This is a genomic window from Lichenibacterium dinghuense (assembly GCF_021730615.1).
Taxonomy (GTDB): Bacteria; Pseudomonadota; Alphaproteobacteria; order Rhizobiales; family Beijerinckiaceae; genus Lichenihabitans; species Lichenihabitans dinghuensis.
Genome location: NZ_JAJLMN010000001.1, coordinates 4,273,167 through 4,289,023, shown reverse-complemented (window position 1 = coordinate 4,289,023; position 15,857 = coordinate 4,273,167). Strand labels below are relative to the sequence as shown.

General features: G+C 72.9%; 15 protein-coding genes and 2 tRNA genes. 6 read left to right on the top strand and 11 right to left on the bottom strand.

The window, feature by feature from the left end; translation table 11 throughout:
• Positions 1 to 10: 10 nt before the first annotated feature.
• Positions 11 to 451: a hypothetical protein gene (locus tag L7N97_RS20430; RefSeq protein ID WP_237480110.1), complete on the bottom strand. Its 441-nt coding sequence runs from the start codon at positions 449 to 451 to the stop codon at positions 11 to 13.
• Between the two features lie 193 nt (positions 452 to 644).
• Here L7N97_RS20430 and L7N97_RS20425 point away from each other — a divergent pair, with 193 nt between their 5' ends.
• Together L7N97_RS20425 and L7N97_RS20420 are read left to right on the top strand one after the other, a co-directional pair.
• Positions 645 to 1,619, top strand: coding sequence for an EcsC family protein (locus tag L7N97_RS20425; RefSeq protein ID WP_237480109.1), 975 nt, complete (start codon positions 645 to 647; stop codon positions 1,617 to 1,619).
• Between the two features lie 126 nt (positions 1,620 to 1,745).
• On the top strand, positions 1,746 to 1,997 hold the full coding sequence (locus L7N97_RS20420) for a hypothetical protein (protein WP_237480108.1): 252 nt from the start codon (positions 1,746 to 1,748) through the stop codon (positions 1,995 to 1,997).
• A gap of 161 nt (positions 1,998 to 2,158) precedes the next feature.
• Here L7N97_RS20420 and L7N97_RS20415 read toward each other — a convergent pair.
• A tRNA-Cys gene (locus L7N97_RS20415) sits at positions 2,159 to 2,232 on the bottom strand.
• 188 nt (positions 2,233 to 2,420) lie between these two features.
• Between L7N97_RS20415 and L7N97_RS20410 the strand changes: the two genes are divergently transcribed.
• The 4 genes from L7N97_RS20410 to rimO all read left to right on the top strand — a co-directional run bounded on the left by L7N97_RS20410 (position 2,421) and on the right by rimO (position 5,476).
• Positions 2,421 to 2,496: transfer RNA gene (locus tag L7N97_RS20410), tRNA-Asn, on the top strand.
• A gap of 192 nt (positions 2,497 to 2,688) precedes the next feature.
• Positions 2,689 to 2,901, top strand: coding sequence for a hypothetical protein (locus tag L7N97_RS20405; protein ID WP_237480107.1), 213 nt, complete (start codon positions 2,689 to 2,691; stop codon positions 2,899 to 2,901).
• A 126-nt stretch (positions 2,902 to 3,027) separates the two neighbouring features.
• Positions 3,028 to 4,056 (top strand): cysteine synthase A, encoded by a 1,029-nt coding sequence (locus L7N97_RS20400; RefSeq protein ID WP_237480106.1) that lies wholly within the window; start codon positions 3,028 to 3,030, stop codon positions 4,054 to 4,056.
• A 64-nt stretch (positions 4,057 to 4,120) separates the two neighbouring features.
• Entirely contained in the window at positions 4,121 to 5,476 is a 1,356-nt protein-coding gene (rimO, locus tag L7N97_RS20395) for a 30S ribosomal protein S12 methylthiotransferase RimO (protein WP_237480105.1), read from the top strand.
• Between the two features lie 18 nt (positions 5,477 to 5,494).
• On the opposite strand, the gene L7N97_RS20390 is transcribed toward rimO, so the two are convergent.
• From L7N97_RS20390 to L7N97_RS20350, 9 genes are all read right to left on the bottom strand, one after another.
• Positions 5,495 to 5,725, bottom strand: a complete 231-nt coding sequence (locus L7N97_RS20390; RefSeq protein ID WP_237480104.1) for a DUF2199 domain-containing protein — start codon at positions 5,723 to 5,725, stop codon at positions 5,495 to 5,497.
• A 91-nt stretch (positions 5,726 to 5,816) separates the two neighbouring features.
• Positions 5,817 to 8,300 carry a bifunctional diguanylate cyclase/phosphodiesterase gene (locus tag L7N97_RS20385; protein ID WP_237480103.1) on the bottom strand — a complete coding sequence of 828 codons (2,484 nt, stop codon included), beginning with the start codon at positions 8,298 to 8,300 and terminating at the stop codon, positions 5,817 to 5,819.
• A 509-nt stretch (positions 8,301 to 8,809) separates the two neighbouring features.
• Positions 8,810 to 9,877 (bottom strand): BMP family ABC transporter substrate-binding protein, encoded by a 1,068-nt coding sequence (locus tag L7N97_RS20380; protein ID WP_237480102.1) that lies wholly within the window; start codon positions 9,875 to 9,877, stop codon positions 8,810 to 8,812.
• Positions 9,878 to 9,971: 94 nt separating this feature from the next.
• On the bottom strand, positions 9,972 to 10,394 hold the full coding sequence (locus tag L7N97_RS20375; RefSeq protein ID WP_237480101.1) for a GFA family protein: 423 nt from the start codon (positions 10,392 to 10,394) through the stop codon (positions 9,972 to 9,974).
• A 4-nt stretch (positions 10,395 to 10,398) separates the two neighbouring features.
• On the bottom strand, positions 10,399 to 11,322 hold the full coding sequence (locus L7N97_RS20370) for an ABC transporter permease (protein ID WP_237480100.1): 924 nt from the start codon (positions 11,320 to 11,322) through the stop codon (positions 10,399 to 10,401).
• Complete coding sequence (locus L7N97_RS20365) at positions 11,319 to 12,407, bottom strand: ABC transporter permease (RefSeq protein WP_237480099.1); 1,089 nt, start codon at positions 12,405 to 12,407, stop codon at positions 11,319 to 11,321. Before L7N97_RS20365 ends, L7N97_RS20370 begins: the two co-directional genes overlap by 4 nt.
• Positions 12,397 to 13,989, bottom strand: coding sequence for an ABC transporter ATP-binding protein (locus L7N97_RS20360; protein WP_237480098.1), 1,593 nt, complete (start codon positions 13,987 to 13,989; stop codon positions 12,397 to 12,399). The genes L7N97_RS20365 and L7N97_RS20360 overlap by 11 nt, the downstream gene beginning before the upstream one ends.
• 3 nt (positions 13,990 to 13,992) lie before the next feature.
• Positions 13,993 to 14,964: a quinone oxidoreductase family protein gene (locus L7N97_RS20355; protein ID WP_237480097.1), complete on the bottom strand. Its 972-nt coding sequence runs from the start codon at positions 14,962 to 14,964 to the stop codon at positions 13,993 to 13,995.
• Between the two features lie 166 nt (positions 14,965 to 15,130).
• A complete protein-coding gene (locus L7N97_RS20350) occupies positions 15,131 to 15,709 on the bottom strand; it encodes an SAM-dependent methyltransferase (protein WP_237480096.1) in 579 nt (192 codons plus the stop codon).
• Positions 15,710 to 15,857 lie beyond the last annotated feature (148 nt).

Genomic DNA, 15,857 nt, shown 5'->3' with positions numbered 1-15,857 from the left:
GGGCGCCGGATCAGCGTCCGGTCGACTTGATTCGCGTGTTGCACTGGCTCCAGTATTTCGGCCAGGTCAGGCCCGGCGTCGCGGCGACCAGCGTCGCCTTGTTGGCGGTCCACTCGGCCCCGCACTGCTTCTGCCGCGCGTGCATCGCCGCCATCCCGGCGGAGGACGCCGCCGTCGGGGCGGAGGCCGGCGACGGCGCGGAAGGGGTCGCGGCGGGCACCGCCGCCGGGACCGGGGCGGCGGCGGCCGTCGGTGCCGCGGCGGGCGCAGCTTTCAGGCGGACCGCGCAGGCGGCCCGGAAGGCGCCCCAGTCCATCCCGTTCAGCGCGCCGGCGGCCTTCGCCGCCTGATACTCGCGTCCGCACTGGACCATCACGGGCTCGGCGGCGCGGGCGGACCCGGCCAGGGCGGCGAGAGCCACGGCCGCCGCCGCGATGGTGAGCTTCGCCATGCCGTGTCCCCCGTCCGCCGGTGCCGCTCCGAAGTTGCGGCAGGACGCGCCCCGCCGCAAGCTCCCCGCGGCGTGGGCGCTTCCCGCTCCAGCCGCCCGGAGGGGGCGGCCGGCGAACTCGGCGTCCGCCTCGCGCGTCTCCCGTCACCGGGCGCCGCGCCGCCCCGCACGATCCGCAGGAGCCCCGCGAGCCATGGCCGACGAGACGCAGCCAGCCCCCACCGGCGCAGCGCCGGCGCCGACCGCCGCGCTCGACGAGGCCGCCGGGGCGCCGGTGCCGGGCACGGGCCGCCCCGGCGCCCTGTCGCCCGAGGACGAGGCGGCCCTGGCCGAGGCCGTGCGGGCCCTGGAGGGCACCAGCTTCGCCGCCAACCTGTCGGGCCTCGTCGGGCGCCAGCTCGGCTTCGCGGGCGACCTGCTGCCGCCGCGCGTGACGGAAGTCGCCAACAGGGCGGCCGGCACGGCGCTGCGCGTCGCGCTGCGCGGGGCCGTGCGGTCGCTCGACGGCGAGGGCCGGCCGCCGCGCAACCGCTTCCACCTTGCCGCCGTGGCGGCGACGGGCGCGGTCGGGGGCGCCCTCGGCCTCGCGTCCCTGCCCGTCGAGCTGCCGCTGTCGACGACGCTGATCCTGCGCTCGGTCGCCGACATCGCGCGCGCGGCGGGCGAGGACCTCGACGACCCCGCGGCCGTGCTGAGCTGCCTCGAAGTCTTCGCGCTCGGCGAGGGCGGGGGGGCGATGCTCGGCGAGAGCAGCTACTTCGCCGTGCGGGCGCTGCTGGCGAAATCGGTCACCGAGGCGGCCCGCCACGCGCTCACGCGCGGCCTCGCCGACGAGGCCGCCCCCGTGCTGTCGCGGCTGATCGGCCAGATCGCGTCGCGCTTCGGGCTCGTCGTGTCGCAGAAGGTCGTCGCCCAGGCGGTGCCGGTCGTCGGCGCCGTGACGGGGGCCGGGATCAACGCCGCCTTCATGGACCACTACCAGAAGCTGGCGCGGGGCCATTTCGCCGTGCGGCGGCTGGAGCGGACCTACGGCCCGGAGCTCGTCCGCGCCGCCTACGACCGGCTCCGCGCCGAGCACGCCCCCGCGGCGGCGCCGGGTGCGGAGGCGGCGTTCGGCCCCAAGGCGGCCTTCGCGTCCCTGATGAACGGGCTGCACCGGAGTCCGTGAGAGCCGAGCCGCTCATGTTCTTGTTTTGTTCTTGAGCGCGGCGGCGCTTCGGGCTAGCGTGACGGTCGGCGCAGGCGTCTCGCGACGGTTGTGCCGACCGATCCTCCATGACGAGCAGGCCCGACCGTGCCGACAGGCGACGCCCTTGGCTTTCCATCCTCGGCGCACCGCGGCGCGGCGGCGTTCGAGCCCAGCGCCGCGCTGGCGATCCTCGACGGGCTGGCGTCGCCCGACCGCCCGTCCGAGACGGCCTCGGCCCGGGACGCCGCCTGGGAAGCGGCCTGGATCGCCTGCCTGACCAACAGCCCGCGCTGGGCCGAGGCGGCCCGGCGGGAGTTCGCCACCGCGACCGGCCGGGCGTCGGCGATCGACGGCTGAGGCAGTGCTTCATCGCCCGCGGAGGCCGCGGCTGCGCAAGGGGGCAGACGGGGCCGCGGAGAAGGGCGATGGGATGCCGGCCGCACCAGCGCGGTTCGTAGCCCCACACGCGAGGCGACGTCGGCGACAACTGTGATCGGAGAGTTGCGGCATCGCCGCTCTGGAGGCCTCGCCCGGAATCGAACCGGGGTGCAAGGATTTGCAGTCCTCTGCGTGACCACTCCGCCACGAGGCCTCGCACGGGCCGTCTGACGGCGCGCGGTCGCTCGGTCAGGGCGACGGGAGGACGTCTATCGGATCCGGCCCGGCACGGCAAGCCGGGCCGTGACCGAAACTTTTCCCCCGCCGATCCGCAGATTGGGGCTTGGCAAAGCCGCGCGATCCCGGCTAAACACCCCTCACACCGCGGCGACGCGGCGCTGTTCCCCGATAGCTCAGTTGGTAGAGCATTCGACTGTTAATCGAATGGTCGCAGGTTCGAGTCCTGCTCGGGGAGCCAAGCTCCAGACTCAATCCGATAGCGCCTTCAAGCCTCGCCTGCGCGGGGCTTTTTGCATTCACGCCGATCGTGCGCGGCCTTCGCGTCCGGTCCGCGACGCCCGACGATCGAACGTTCGGCACCCCTTCCGCATTATGCAACGGTTCAGGGAGGCGCCAGCCCGGGACGGGCGGCGCGGGAAGGGATCGTTCGATGACGCGGATCCGTGGTCTGGCCCTCGCGGGCTGTGCGGCCCTGGCCCTCGCCCCGACGGGCGCCTCCGTGGCGCTCGCGGGGCACATCCACCAGTCGCCGCTTCTGATGCGGCGAGCCGGGCCGTCGTGCCGAGCCGGGCATCTCGGCGGCGCGCCCCACGCGGGCTATCGCTGGCTGCGCGGGCCCTGCAGGGGGGTCGACCGCGGCTGACGCCGACGGCGCGCGCCGCGCGGGCGCGGGGCGGCGGCGGCGCGGCGGTTGATCCGGCGGCGCGGCTCGCTCATCTGTGCGACACCCGCGGCCGCCCGGCCCGCCCCACCCCGCCCCGGAAGTCCCATGCTGCCGTCCGTCCTCGATGCCATCGGCCACACGCCGCTGATCAAGCTCAAGCGCGCGTCCGACCTCACGGGCTGCACGGTCCTCGGCAAGGCCGAGTTCATGAACCCCGGCGGCTCGGTGAAGGACCGCGCCGCGCTCGCCATCGTCGAGGACGCGGTGGCGCGCGGCGCGCTGCGGCCGGGCGGCACCATCGTCGAGGGCACGGCCGGCAACACCGGCATCGGTCTCGCGCTGGTGGCGAACGCGCTCGGCTACCGCACCGTGATCGTGATCCCCGAGACGCAGAGCCAGGAGAAGAAGGACATGCTGCGCATGTCCGGCGCCGAGCTCGTCGAGGTGCCGGCCAAGCCCTACAGCGACCCCGGCAACTACGTGCGCGTGTCCGAGCGGCTGGCCGCGCGCCTCGCCGAGACGGACCCGAACGGCGCGGTCTGGGCCAACCAGTTCGACAACGTGGCCAACCGCGGCGGCCACGAGCGCACCACCGGGCCCGAGATCTGGGACCAGACCGACGGCAAGGTCGACGGCTTCATCTGCGCGGTCGGCACCGGCGGCACCCTCGCGGGCGTCGGCCTCGCGCTCAAGGCGCGCAACCCGAAGGTCACGATCGGCATCGCCGACCCGATGGGCTCGGCCCTGTTCTCCTGGTACGACGCCGGCGAGCTGAAGTCCTCGGGCTCCTCCATCACCGAGGGCATCGGCCAGGGCCGCGTCACCGCCAACCTCGTCGGCGCGCCGGTCGACTTCGCCTGCCAGGTCGACGACCGCGAGGCGCTCGACGTCGCCTTCGACCTCGCCGAGAACGAGGGGCTGCTGCTCGGCGGCTCGTCGGGCGTCAACGTCGCGGGGGCGATCCGGCTGGCGCGCCACCTCGGCCCCGGCCACACGGTCGCGACCATCCTGTGCGACTCCGGCGCCCGCTACGCGTCGAAGCTGTTCAACGCCGCCTTCCTGACCGAGAAGGGCCTGCCGGTGCCGCCGTGGCTCGGGCGCCCGGCCCGCGTGGCGCCCAGGATGCTGGCCTGAAAACGCAACGCGGCCCCGCGCCGCCGCGGTTGCGGCCGCCGGGCCGCCGTGGCAAGGCACGCCCATGCTGACCGTCCCCGATCCCGTGAAGGCGCGCCCCGCCGGCCGCGCCGCGCCGCGCATCTCCTTCGTGTCGCTGGGCTGCCCCAAGGCGCTCGTCGACTCGGAGCGCATCATCACGCGGCTGCGGGCCGAGGGCTACGAGATCACCAAGAAGCACGACGGCGCCGACGCCGTGGTGGTCAACACCTGCGGCTTCCTCGACAGCGCCAAGGCCGAGTCGCTGGCCGCCATCGGCGAGGCCATGGCCGAGAACGGGAAGGTCATCGTCACGGGTTGCATGGGCGCCGAGCCGGAGGCCATCCGGCAGCACTACCCCAACGTGCTCGCCGTGTCGGGCCCGCAGGCCTACGAGAGCGTGATGGCGGCCGTGCACGAGGCGGCCGAGCCGCTGCACGACCCCTTCCTCGACCTGCTGCCCCCACAGGGCATCAAGCTCACGCCGCGCCACTACAGCTACCTGAAGATCGCCGAGGGTTGCAACAACTCCTGCTCGTTCTGCATCATCCCGCGGCTGCGCGGGCTGCTGGTGTCGCGGCCCGTCTCCGAGGTGCTCCGCGAGGCCGAGAAGCTGGTGCGCGCCGGCGTGAAGGAGCTGCTCGTCGTGTCGCAGGACACGGCCGCCTACGGGCTCGACCTCGGCTACCCCGTGCAGCCGCACGGCGACCGCGAGGTACGGGCCAAGTTCCTCGACCTCGCGCGCGAACTCGGGCAGCTCGGCGCCTGGACGCGGCTCCACTACATCTACCCCTATCCCCACGTCGACGAGGTGGTGCCGCTGATGGCCGAGGGGCTGGTGCTGCCCTACCTCGACATCCCGTTCCAGCACGCGGCGCCGAACGTGCTGCGCGCCATGCGCCGGCCGGGCAAGCAGGACCGCACGCTCGACCGCATCGCGGCCTGGCGCGCCATCGCGCCGGACCTGACCCTGCGCTCGACCTTCATCGTCGGCTTCCCCGGCGAAACCGAAGAGGACTTCCAGATCCTGCTCGACTGGCTCACCGAGGCGAAGCTCGAGCGCGTCGGCGCGTTCAAATACGAGCCCGTCGCGGGCGCGCCCGCGGAGGCTCTGGGCCTGCCGCCGGTCCCGCCCGAGGTCAAGCAGGAGCGGCTCGACCGCTTCATGGCGCACCAGCAGCGGATCAGTGCGCGGCTGCTGGCGAGGAAGGTCGGCCGGCGCATGCCGGTCATCGTGGACGCGGTCGGGCCTGGCGGCGCGGTCGGGCGCAGCAAGGGCGACGCGCCGGAGATCGACGGCAAGGTGCACCTCCAGCACCGCTTCCCCGTGCGGGTCGGCGACATCGTGACGGCGAAGATCACCGGCGCGGACGCCTACGACCTCCACGGGGCGGTGGTCTGACTCGCCGGCCGCGGCGGCTCAGCTCCGGACTCCCCGCACCTCTTCGAGATGGGCGACGATCTCGGCCACGCGATCGATCGTCATGCCCACCCGCTGCTCGGCGGCCAGGGGGTGGTCGGCCGGATCGAGTCCGATCAGCGTCCGCATGAGATCGTCTCGGAGATGGACGGTGGCTTTCAACCCGCGGCTGTTCGGGTAGAGCGGCAGGGGGGAGTCGAGCAGGCCGAGTTGCGTAGGATTGTGCGTCATCGGACCATCGCGACCCGTCGACCGCCCGTCCGGACGGATCGAGCCGGCCGGAGACAGCCGGTGAGCCGGGTCCTCAGGATCGTCCGGCGCCTCAGACGTGGGCGCCGAGGCGGACGGGCTCCCGGTCGGGGGGCGCATCGAGGCCGGCGCCCTGCGCGGGAGAGGCGGGATCGACGTCCTCGCGGAACAGGGCCATCGTCCGCAGCCGGTCGATGGGCGTGAACGATCCGATCGGGGCCGGCTTCGCCACGAGGTAGCCCTGGATCTGGTCGCAGCCGAGCGACCGCAGGATCGCCAGTTGCGACCGCGTCTCGACGCCCTCGGCCGTGACCAGCAGGCCGAGGTTGTGGCCGAGGTTGACGATGGTGCGGGTCAGCGTGAGCGCGTCCTCGCTCTCGCCGAGCCGCCGCACGAAGGACTTGTCGATCTTGAACTTGTCGAACTTGAACAGCTGCAGGTAGCTCAGGCTCGAATAGCCGGTGCCGAAGTCGTCGAGGGCCACGCGCACGCCCATGTCGCGCAGCCGCTGCAGCGTCGCCACCGCGGTCGCGGCGTCGTCGATGAGCACGCCCTCCGTGACCTCGACGACGACGCGCGCGGGCAGGAGCCCGTTCTCGCGGATCGCGGCGGCCAGGATCTCGCAGACGTCCGTGCGGCGGAACTGCTTCGGCGACACGTTGACCGAGACCCGCCAGGGGTGAGGCCACGCCGCCGCCTCCCGGCACGCCGCCTCGATGACCCATCGCCCGATCTCGCCGATGAGGCCGGTCTCCTCGGCGAGGGGGATGAAGTCGACCGGCGGCACCAGGCCGCGGACCGGGTGGTTCCAGCGGATCAGCGCCTCGAAGGTCTCGACCTCGCCCGTGATGCCGTTGACGATCGGCTGGTAGTGCAGGACGAGCTCGCCGCGACCGACGGCGCCGGCCAGTTCCTGCCCGAGCCGCAGCCGCGCCTGGAGGCGGTCGTTCATCGTCACCTTGTAGAAGCAGGCCGCGCCTCCGCCACCCTCCTTCGCCCGGTACATCGCGGCATCGGCGGCCCGCAGCAGCGCGTCGGCCGTGCTCCCGTCCTGCGGATAGAGCGCGACGCCGATCGAGGCGCCGATCTCGATCTGCTTGCCCTCGACCGTGAACGGCTGCCGCAGGCTGTCCAGCATGCGGGCCACGAGGGCGGCGCTCCTGTCCGCCGAAGCTGCGGCCGCCTGGACCACGATGAACTCGTCGCCCCCGATGCGGGCGAGCGTGTCGCCGAGGTCGACGTCGACGGCGATCCGCCGGGCCACCTGGACCAGCACCGCATCCCCGACGGCGTGGCCGTAGAGGTCGTTGACCGGCTTGAAGCGGTCGAGGTCGATGTAGATCACCGCGAACTGCCCCCCCTCCCGCGCCGCGTGGTCGAGGGCGAGGTCGATCCGCTCCTGCAGGTCGTAGCGGTTCGGCAGGTCGGTCAGGGCGTCGTGGCGGGCGAGGTGGCGGATCCGCGCCTCGTTGCGCTTGCGATCGGTGAGGTCGCGGAGCACCACGACGGTCGCGGGCCGGCCGAGATGGTCGATGGTCTGGCAGGAGATCTCGACCGCGACGGGCGTGCCGCCGACCGGCCGGATCTCGATCTCCTCCGGGCGGCGCTTGGCGGGCGGGCACCGTTCCCGGCGGATCAGGGCCGCGTGGCTCTCCTCGGCGAAGAGGCTGAGGAGCCGTCGTCCGGCGAGATGGCGCGCCGGAGCCCGGAACAGGCGCTCGCCGGCGTTGTTCACCTCGCAGACCACGCCGTCCCGATGGACGATCAGCACCTCCTGGGCCAGGTTGCTCATCAGCCGCATGCGGGCGAGCTCCTGGCGGGCGCGGAGGGACAGGTGCCGCTCGATCACGACGGCCACGAGGCTGCAGGCCAGGATCAGGCAGGCGATCCCGCCCACGGCCGCCCCGAGGGACGCCGTGCCGACGATCGAGCCGCTGCCGGCCCCCACGGGATGGGGCACCAGCGTCACGGCCGCCATCGCGGTGAAGTGCAGGCCGCAGATGGCGAGCGCGAGCGACATCGCGACGCCGGCGCGCCGGATCAGCGTCCGGAGGTCCCCCATGCCGGCGACGGCCAGGGTGGAGCCGCCGACGCCGACCAGCACGGAGGCGGCGACGGTCGTGGCGTCGAAGGCCGGGGAAGCCGAGGACGACAGGGCGGCGACGCCGAGATAGTGCATGCCGCTGATGGCGAGCCCGAGGACGACCCCGCCCGCCGGCACGCGGATCCGCCGCCGATCCGGCGCGAGCGCGACGGAGAAGGCGACGAGCGCTCCCGCGAAAGCCGCCACCATGGACAGCGCCGTGAGATCGACGCGATAGACCATCGCCCGCCCGGGCAGGAAGGCCAGCATGGCGACGAAGTGCAGGGCCCAGACGCTGCACGCGAAGACCCCGGCGGCTGCGGTGAGCCAGCCGGCGAAATGCCGTCGAGGCCCCTCGAGGCTCCTCGCCAGGAGGGTCGTGGTGGCACAGCAACCCAGCACGCAGATCAGCGCCGAGACGGCCACGAGCACGAGATCGTGCTCGTACAGCATGCATTCCAGCACTTTGAGCATACCAGCCTCGAACGACACCGCTGGTGTGCAGTCATGACGCCGGATGGCTTAAATAATCGTGCTGCACTTCAAGCATCAAATGATATACTGTCGATGCTCCGCCCCGGCTGTTGGCCGAATATGAGGCGAAGCAAATCTCGAAGCATCGGATCTGGACGAAAGATGCGGCAGTGCGACGGACGATCATTTGTTGAGAGTCTCGCCGATGCCGGCGACGGGCTTCATCGACTTCGGCGTCCATGGGGGCGGGTCGAGGCGGTCTGGTTTCCGCCGCCGTCCCACGCCGGGGATCCACGCGGCATCCGCTCGCTTGCCGATGCGGATGTCGCTCGTCAGGGCGCGTCCGTCCGAAGCGGGGCTCGACGCGATCGGCCGAGCCCCGCGTCGGGCCGTGGATGGCTCTCGCGGCCTGCGCATGCCGCGCGGACCCTTCGGGGATGCGAGGCGCGCCGGCGCACTGCCGTCACGCGCCCTGGCCCGATCCGCGCCGAGGGCGGATCAGCGCCGCGTCATTGCGGGACCTTGTCGTCCACGCCCTTCACGTACCAGTTCAGGCCGAGGATCTCCTTGTCGGGCATCACCTCGCCGGCCTTCACGGCCTCCGTGCCGTCCTGCTTGGTGATCGGCCCGGCGAAGACCTTGACGGCGCCCGACTTGATGTCGGCCTCGGTCTTCTCGGCCATCGCCTTCACGTCGGCGGGCATGTTCTCGTAGGGGCCCATCACCACCATGCCGGCGGCGAGGCCGCCCCAGGTGTCGTGCGACTTCCAGGTGCCGTTCTGGACCGCCTTGATCTCCTGCACGTAGTAGGGCCCCCAGTTGTCCTCGAGCGAGGTGAGGATCGCCTTGGGGGCGAACTTCGCCATGTCGGAGGACTGGCCGAAGCCGTGGATGCCGGCCTTCTCGGCCTCCTGCAGCGGCGCCGCCGAGTCGGTGTGCTGGGCGATGACGTCGACGCCCTGCGCGATCAGGGCCTTCGCGGCGTCGGCCTCCTTGCCGGGGTCGAACCAGGTGTTCACCCACACGATCTTGATCTTGAAGTTCGGGTCGACCTTCTGGGCGCCGAGCATGAAGGCGTCGATGCCGGAGATCACCTCGGGGATCGGGAAGGAGGCGATGTAGCCGACCGAATGGGTCTTCGACACCTTGGCGGCGATCTCGCCCATGATGTAGCGGCCCTCGTAGAAGCGGGCCGAGTAGGTGGCGAGGTTCGGCGCCTGCTTGTAGCCGGTGGCGTGCTCGAAATCGACCTTGGGGAACTGCTTCGCTACCTTCAGCATCGGGTCCATGAAGCCGAAGGACGTGCCGAAGATCATCTTGTAGCCGGAACGGGCGAGCTGCTCGAAGGCGCGCTGCGAGTCGGTCTCGGGCACGTTCTCCAGGAAGGTGGTCTCCACCGCGTCGCCGAGCTGCTTCTGCAGGAACTGCCGGCCCTGGTCGTGCTGGTAGGAATAGCCGAAGTCGCCGACCGGGCCGACGTAGACGAAGCCGACCTTCATCTTGTCCTCGGCGCGCGCCGCCGTGCCGGCCAGCGCGGCCAAGGCCACCACCGCCGCGCCCTTCATCCAGTCACCCATCGTCAGGTCCTTCCCGATCGGCGCCGGGGCGGCGCCGTTGCCTGTTTTATATGCAATCCACGTGCCGGCCCAGCCCGCGGAGGCGCCCGCGGCCTCAGGCCGGCGGGGCGCCATCGAAGCGGGGCAGGTCGTCGGCGATCTCGTACCACGGCGCCTTCGAGCCGACGAAGACGTGCATGGAGGGGCGGATCGCCGGCTCATCGACGAGCGTGCCCATGGCGACGTGGACGAAGCCGCCGCCGCGCACGACGGCGTAGAGCAGCGAGCCGCAGCGGCGGCACGACACGTCGTGCCAGCCGTCGCCCCCGAGCGTGGCGACGTCCGCGGCCTCGGCCTTCAGCGTCAGCGCGCCGGCCTCGATCCCGGCCAGGGCCTTGAAGGCCGAGCCGGTGCGGCGGCGGCACAGGGAGCAGTGGCAGTACATGGCGTAGCGGAAGGCATCCGCGACCTCGTATCCGACGCGCCCGCAGAAGCAGCGGCCGGCGAGGCGCCCGGCGGGACCGGCGGCGTCCGGCACCGGATCAACGATCCGGCACGAAAGCCGTCCCCAGCATGGCGGGCGCGACCGAGCCGCTGCCCCGGCGCAGCGACAGGACCACCAGCGCCAGCAGCGTCACGAGGTAGGGGACGGACGACATGAGCTGGCCCGGCAGGCCGAGGCCGGAGGCCTGCGCCTGGAGCTGCAGCACGGTGGCGCCGCCGAACAGGATCGCGCCGGCGAGCGCCCGCCACGGCCGCCAGGACGCGAAGACCACGAGGGCGAGGGCGATCCAGCCGCGGCCCGCCGTCATCTCCGGCGCCCAGAACGGCGTGTAGGAGAGCGACAGGTAGGCCCCGCCGAGCCCCGCGCAGGCGCCGCCGAACAGCACGGCGAGCAGGCGCACCCGCAGCACCGGCACGCCGAGCGCGTGGGCGGAGGCGTGGTTGTCGCCCACCGCGCGCAGCACGAGGCCCGCGCGGGTGCGGCGCAGCACGCGGGACACCGCGAAGGCGAGGAGGATCGCCGCGTAGACGAAGGCGTCCTCGCCAAACACGAGGTGCCCGACCAGCGGCAGGTCGGTGAGGCCGGGGATGAAGAGATGGGGCGCCGCCTCGCGCTTCAGCCCGACGAAGCCGCTGCCGACGAGGCCCGACAGGCCGAGCCCGAAGATCGTCAGCGCGAGGCCGGCCGCGACTTGGCTCACGGCGAAGACCACGGTCAGCAGGCCGAACAGCAGCGCCATCAGGGCGCCGACGGCGACGCCGGCCAGCGCCCCGACCAGCGTCGAGCCAGTCAGGTAGGCGGCCGCGAAGGCGCAGGCCGCGCCCATCACCATCATGCCCTCGACGCCGAGGTTCAGGACGCCGGACCGCTCGGCCACGAGTTCGCCGAGGGCCGCGAGGAACAGCGGCGTCGCGGCGGTCACCACCGTGACCAGGACGAGTTGCACGAGGTCGAGGCTCACGCCATCACCCGCCCGATGATCCGCACCTGGTAGCGCGTGGCGACGTCCGCGCCGAGCACGCAGACGAGCAGCACGCCCTGGAACGCCTTGGTGACGTCGAGCGGCAGCTTCAGCGCGATCTGCGCGCCCTCCCCGCCCACGTAGGTGAGCGCCAGCACGAGGCCGGCGACCAGCACGCCGACCGGCTGGAGCCGCCCGAGATAGGCCACGATGATGGCCGTGAAGCCGTAGCCCGGCGAGATCGAGGGCTGGAGCTGGCCGATCGGCCCCGCCACCTCGATCGCGCCGGCGAGCCCCGCGAGGCCGCCCGACAGGGCGAAGACGAGCAGCGTCAGCCGGCGCTCGCTGAAGCCCGAGAAGCGCGCGGCCCGGGGCGCCGCGCCGACGCAGCGGATCTCGTAGCCGAACAGGGTGCGCGAGAAGACCAGCGCGGCCAGCACCACGACCGCGAGGGTGATGAGCACGCCGGCGTGCAGCGACAGGCCGTCGACGAGGTTCGGCAGCGTCGCCTCGGGGTCGAAGTTGACCGAGACGGGGAAGTTGAAGCCCGCGGGGTCGCGCCAGGGCCCGCGCACGAGGTAGTCGAGCCCGAGCCCCGCCACGTAGACCAGCATCAGGCTCGACAGGATCTCGTTGACGCCGAGGGCGACGCGCAGGAGCGCCGGGATCAGCGCGTAGAGGGCGCCGCCGATCGCGCCGAGCGCCAGCAGGGCGGGCAGGATCCAGGCGCCGCCGAGCGGCCCCATGTGGTCGACGCCGTGGGTCGCGAGCGCCAGGGCGCCCCCGCAGGCGCCGCCGACCACGAACTGGCCCTCGGCGCCGATGTTCCACAGGTTGGCGCGGAAGCAGAAGCACAGGCCGACCGCGATCATCACCAGCGGCGACGCCTTAACGGCCAGCGCGGCCAGCGACCAGTCCTGCGTCAGCGGGTCGACGAAATAGACCCGGAAGGCGTCGAGCGGCGAGCGGCCGAGCGCCGCCACGAGGACGCCGCCGACGAGGAGCGCCAGCGCGAAGGCGGCGACCGGCGCGGCGAGGCCGAGCCAACGCGGCGGGTCGAGGCGGGGCTGGAGCTCAATGCGCATGGGTCGACGAACTTGCAACCTTTGTGCCCGCGGCCGGGCCTCCGGCCGACGACGGAGCTGTGCCGGCCATGCGCAGCCCCACGTCGTCGCGGTCCGTCGCGGCCGTCGGGGTGGCGGGCGAGAGCGCGCCGTCGTGGATCACGCAGAGCCGGTCGCACAGGCGGAACAGCTCGTCGAGATCCTGGCTGATCACCACCACGGCCGAGCCGCGGGCGGCGAGGTCGAGGATGGCCTGGTGGATGGCGGCGCCCGCCAGCGCGTCGACGCCCCAGGTCGGCTGGTTGATCACCAGTACGCCGGGTTCGCGCAGGATCTCGCGGCCCACCACGAACTTCTGCAGGTTGCCGCCCGACAGGGTGCGGGCCGCGGGGTCGGGCGAGCCCACCCGCACGTCGAAGGAGCGGATCACCCTCTCGGCGATGCGCCGCGCGACGCCGCCGCGCAGGAAGCCGCCGCGGCTGACTTCGCCGGTGGCGTGGCGCGACAGGACGAGGTTGTCGCTGAGCGCGAAGCCCGGCACGGCGGCGTGGCCGTTGCGCTCCTCGGGCACGAAGGCCGCGCCGCGCCGGCGCCGCTCCGTGATGCCGTCGCGGCCCGCGGGCCGCCCGTCGATGAGCACAGCCTCCGCGCTGTCGGCCAGCCGCTCGCCCGACAGCGCGGCGAAGAGCTCGTCCTGCCCGTTGCCGGCCACCCCGGCGACGCCCAGGACCTCGCCGCCGCGCACGGACAGGTCGATGCCGCGCAGCGCGGTCGCGTGGAGGCTCGGGGAGGGCAGCGACAGGCCGCGGACGGCGAAGCGCTCGGGGCCGACCGCGGCGCCGCGCGCCGACACTTCGGCGATCTGCGCCCCCACCATCTGCGCCGCCATCGAGCGGGCCGTTTCAGTGCGGGGGTCGCAGGTGCCGACGACGCGGCCGGCGCGCAGGATCGTGGCGCGCTCGCACAGGCGGCGGACGTCGTCGAGCCGGTGCGAGATGTAGAGCAGCGCGCGCCCTTCCGCCTTCAGGCGGTCCAGGATGGCGAAGAGCGACTCAGCCTCCTGCGGCGTCAGCACCGAGGTCGGCTCGTCGAGGATCATCAGCTTCGGGTCCTGGAGCAGGACGCGCGCGATCTCGATGCGCTGGCGCTCGCCCGCCGACAGCGACCAGACGGGCCGCGACGGCTCGAGCTTGAGGCCGTAGCGCTCGCCGAGGCCGCGGATGCGGGCGTCGAGCGCGGCCGACCGCTCGGGCGGCAGCACCAGCGCGATGTTCTCCGCCACCGACAGGTTCTCGAACAGCGAGAAGTGCTGGAACACCATGCCGATGCCGAGGCTCCGCGCGGCCTCGGGGCTGCCCAGCACCACCGGGCGACCCTGCCACAGGATCTCGCCCGCGGAGGGCTGCAGCAGCCCGTAGAGCATCTTGACCAGCGTCGACTTGCCGGCGCCGTTCTCGCCGAGCAGCGCGTGGTTCTCGCCGGCGAGGACGTCGAGGTCGACGTCCCGGTTGGCGTGGACGGGCCCGAAGCTCTTCGACAGGCCGCGGACCGCGACGAGCGGCGCCGGCGTGTGGACGGAGGGCGAGACGTCGGGCGCCGCCACGCTTCAGGGCACCAGGACGGTGGAGCCGGTGGTCTCGCGCGCTTCGAGCGCCCGGTGGGCCGCCGCCACCTCGGCGAGCGGGTAGCGGGCCGACACTTCGGGCCGAACCGCGCCGCTCTCGATGGCGGTGGTGAGGTCCTCCGTCATGGACACGAGGGCCTCGCGCTTGGCCGCGTAGGTGAACAGCGTCGGGCGCGTCGCGAAGAGCGACCCCTTGCGGGCCAGCAGGCCGATGTCGAAGTTCTCGATCGCGCCCGAGGCCGCGCCGTAGGACACGAACATGCCGAGCGGCCGGATGCAGTCGAGCGACTTCGGATAGGTGGCCTTGCCGATGGCGTCGTAGACCACGTCGCAGAGCTTGCCCTCCGTGATCTCCTTCACGCGCTCGGCGAAGTCCTCCCTGCGGTAGTCGATGCAGTGGTCGGCGCCGTGCGACTTGGCGAGCTCGCACTTCTCGGGCGAGCCGGCGGTGCCGATCACGGTGGCACCGAGCGCGTGGCCCCACTGGCACAGGAACTGGCCGACGCCGCCCGCCGCCGCGTGCACCAGGATGGTGTTGCCCGGCACGACGGGAAAGGTCTGGCGCAGGAGGTACTGGGCGGTGAGCCCCTTCAGCATCATCACGGCGCCGACCTCGTAGGAGATCGCCTCCGGCAGGTGGACGAGCAGGCGCGCCGGCACGTTGCGCTCCTCGGCGTAGGCGCCGAGCGCCGTGCCGTAGGCGACGCGGTCGCCGGGCGCGAACTCGGTCACGCCCTCGCCGACCGCCACGACGTCGCCCGCGGCCTCGTTGCCGGGGATCAGCGGCAGCTGGTTCGGGTATATGCCGGAGCGCTGGTAGACGTCGATGAAGTTGAGCCCGACGGCGCGCTGGCGGATGCGGACCTCGCCGGGGCCGGGCGCGGGCAGGTCGACGTCCTCGACCTCGAACACCTCGGGACCGCCGAATGCGTGAATGCGGATGGTCTTGGCCATGAATCGCTCCCGATCTTCCGCCGCATCATAGGAAGGCGAGGCGGCTTCCGGCAACCGGGCGGACGGCGATCGGAGCCGAGCGGCTGACCGGCTCCGTCGTTCCAGGGCGAGAGACGGTTTCGGGCCCGGTCGGCGGGCTGCGGCGCAGCACCACTTCAGAGTGCTCTCACCTCCGGCGGAGCACGTCGAGCCGGTAGTCGGCGTTGCGCTCGGCGCGCAGCACCGCGGCCGCGCCGCCCGCGGCCGCGACGAAGCGGTCGGAGGCCTCGTCGCCCGAGGGGGCCCCGCGCTTCTTGCCGACCCAGTGGACCAAGACGACGTCCCCGCCCGGCTCCAGCGAGCCCACGACGCGGCCCGCCAGGGCCACCACGTCGTCCGCGCCGAGGTAGTCGACCACCTCGGACAGCACGATCAGGTCGAAGCTCCCGCCGGGCCACTCGCCGGGCACGAACAGGGGCGCGAGGCGGACGTGAGGCTGGTCCGCGAGCCGGGCCGCGGCCTGCCGCAGCGCGGCCTCGACCGGCTCGACGGCCAGCAGGTCGTCGCACCGCCGGCCGAGCTCGGCGGTGAGGATGCCCAGCGCGCAGCCCACCTCGAAGCCGCGCGCGTAGCGGGGGCGGGGCAGCGCCGCGAGCGTCGCGGCATATTTGGCTCGCTCGTAGTCGCTGGTGGCGAGGCGCCACGGGTCGGGCCGCGCGGCGTAGAGGGCCTCGAAATGTCCGCGCCCCAGCGTGTCCTGCCGCAACCCGGCCTCCGCGGTTCAGCCGATGTGGAGCACGCCCGCCGTGGCGAAGCTGGCGATGCCGAGGACGCCGGCCAGGACGAAGGCCTCGACGGTTCCGATGATCATGTCCATGTGGTGGCTCCGTTGGGGGAAGAAAAGCGTGCGGCCC